Origin of the sequence: Halobacillus sp., from assembly GCF_049282395.1 — a bacterium.
Lineage (GTDB): Bacteria > Bacillota > Bacilli > Bacillales > Halobacillaceae > Halobacillus.
In genome coordinates this window covers 1-2,055 of sequence record NZ_JBAPTY010000036.1, presented here as the reverse complement: position 1 = coordinate 2,055, position 2,055 = coordinate 1, and the positions used below count along the sequence as shown (strand labels likewise).

Here is a 2,055-nt window from a genome sequence, read left to right as displayed (position 1 = left end):
CCTCAGGTCATCCAGAATATGGATGACCTGAGGTGGGGGTTTTTGGTAGTTCTTTAAACAAAAAAGAAGCACCTCTACACTTTAGAGGATGCTTCCTTTTCTGTCGCAGACGCACGATGCTTAATCTCATAGGGAATAATGATACGCTTCGCAGGCTCCGACCGGTCTTTCATTTTTTCAATTAAACACTTAGCCGCCTGGCTGCCGAGCTGATAAATGTGAATATCTACAGTAGTAAGCGGCGGCCTGGTGACCTCGGACAAATACACGTTGTTGAAACTGACAATCGAAACATCCTGAGGCACCCGTTTACCGAATTCCTCAAGCATATTCACCACACCAATACTCATTAAATCGTCCGCAATTACGAGGCCGGTAGGAGGATCAGGGAGGCTAAACAGCTCATGCACCGCCTGCCGGCCTCCTGATTTTAAGAATTCGGTATGAATTCGATAATCCTCTAAGAAAGGCAAACCTGCTTCTTTTAAGGCCCGCTCGTAACCCCGCATTCGATCTACCGTCACAATTCTGTCCTTAGAGCCGCCGATAAAACCGATATTTTTATGGCCGAGGCTAATCAGATGGTTGGTAATGTCTTTGCCGGCTCTTACATTATCGTTATCCACATGTGTGATTTCATCCACACGTTCTGATGGCTTTCCAACTACCACGAAGGGAAAATCCTGCTCGAGCAGAAAATTCACAACCGGGTCATCGATTTGGGAATATAGCAGGATAATGCCATCGACACGGTTGCTGTAGACCATCCGTTCGACGCCTTCCTGCATTTCTTCATCTGTTTCCCCCGTGCTCAGAAGCAGAGAATAATCCAAGTGATGAGCAACCGCACTGATTCCCCTCAATACTTCTGGAAAAAATGGGTTTTGAAGCGCCTTGTCTGCACTGGTAGGCATAACCACTCCAATGGACTGGGTTGACCGATTCGCCAGGTTTCGTGCATTAGCGTTCGGGTGATACCCCATTTCTTTCATCGCTTTTTTTACGCGCTTCTTCGTTGCTGCGCTGATCCTCGGGTGGTCAGCAATGACTCTTGAAACGGTGGACGGTGCTACTCCTGCGGCTTTAGCTACTTGTTTAATGGTTACTCCCAACACGATCACCTTCTATTATTAAACAGTCTTTTTTTAAATGGTATGTCTAATGATAACAGAAATCCATACAGGCTTATATAAACCACCATATTTCTGCCATAAAAAGAAGATGCCTGATGTAAGTACAAAAGGCATCCTCCACAACTTAAGCTGAACTTCTTACTAGATTAGCCCTTCGTACCTCCGGCTGTCAAACCTGAGACGAAGTACTTCTGCAAGGAGGAACAATATAGAAATCGGCAGGGCGATCAAGACCGAGCCGGATGCAAAGCGAGTGAATTCATTTCCAAATTGATCAGCAATCAGTTCAAATAATCCTACAGCCAACGTAAACTTTTCTTCTTTCCCCTATTCGTTCCCTGAGTGATTCAGTTCGATTTGTTTACTAATTATGTCTGTTGCCTCATTTAAAGCATCTTCTGGTGAAAACTTTCCTGTGGCGATCTATTGAAGCGCTTGAGCCATTGGTTCACACACTTCACTCATTTCAGGAATGTTCGGCACAGGAACGGCACGTTCAGTTTGAACTTCCGATTTAATCATCAGCTTGCTCACGTACAGCATATGTATCCAGCTCCAGTGAATGAGCTATCCTTTAACCTGCTTGGCAGTCATGATACACCACGGGTTCTGACCTATGCGGAAGAGCATAAACCAACAGCAAAACTCATGTACTTGTTCCAAATGTCCTACGAAGGAACCCCTTGTATCTACTATGGAGATGAGATTGGCATGACCAGTGGAGAAGATCCTGGGTGTCGGAAATGTATGGTATGGGAGGAGAATGAACAGGATCTGGAAATGTTCGCTTTTCTTCAGAGCGTGATTTCATTGCACAAAACAGAACCAGCGTTTGGCAGCTGGGAAAGCTTTCAATTTGTGGATTACGGTGAAGAACTGCTTGCTTATGTAAAACGTTCTGATGAGCAGACACTTCTATTTT

The 2,055-nt window shown here is 45.0% G+C and carries 2 protein-coding genes and 1 pseudogene; 1 reads left to right on the top strand and 2 read right to left on the bottom strand.

Annotated features, from left to right (window positions below):
- Positions 1-74: 74 nt before the first annotated feature.
- Together WAM07_RS01650 and WAM07_RS01645 are read right to left on the bottom strand one after the other, a co-directional pair.
- A complete protein-coding gene (locus tag WAM07_RS01650; RefSeq protein WP_422164224.1) occupies positions 75-1,112 on the bottom strand; it encodes a LacI family DNA-binding transcriptional regulator in 1,038 nt (345 codons plus the stop codon).
- 167 nt (positions 1,113-1,279) lie between these two features.
- Positions 1,280-1,451, bottom strand: a pseudogene (locus WAM07_RS01645) (sugar ABC transporter permease); the annotation flags it as partial.
- A 108-nt stretch (positions 1,452-1,559) separates the two neighbouring features.
- On the opposite strand from WAM07_RS01645, the gene WAM07_RS01640 reads away from it, so the two are divergent.
- The coding region (locus WAM07_RS01640; RefSeq protein ID WP_422164222.1) for an alpha-amylase family glycosyl hydrolase at positions 1,560-2,055 on the top strand (496 nt) is incomplete at its 3' end.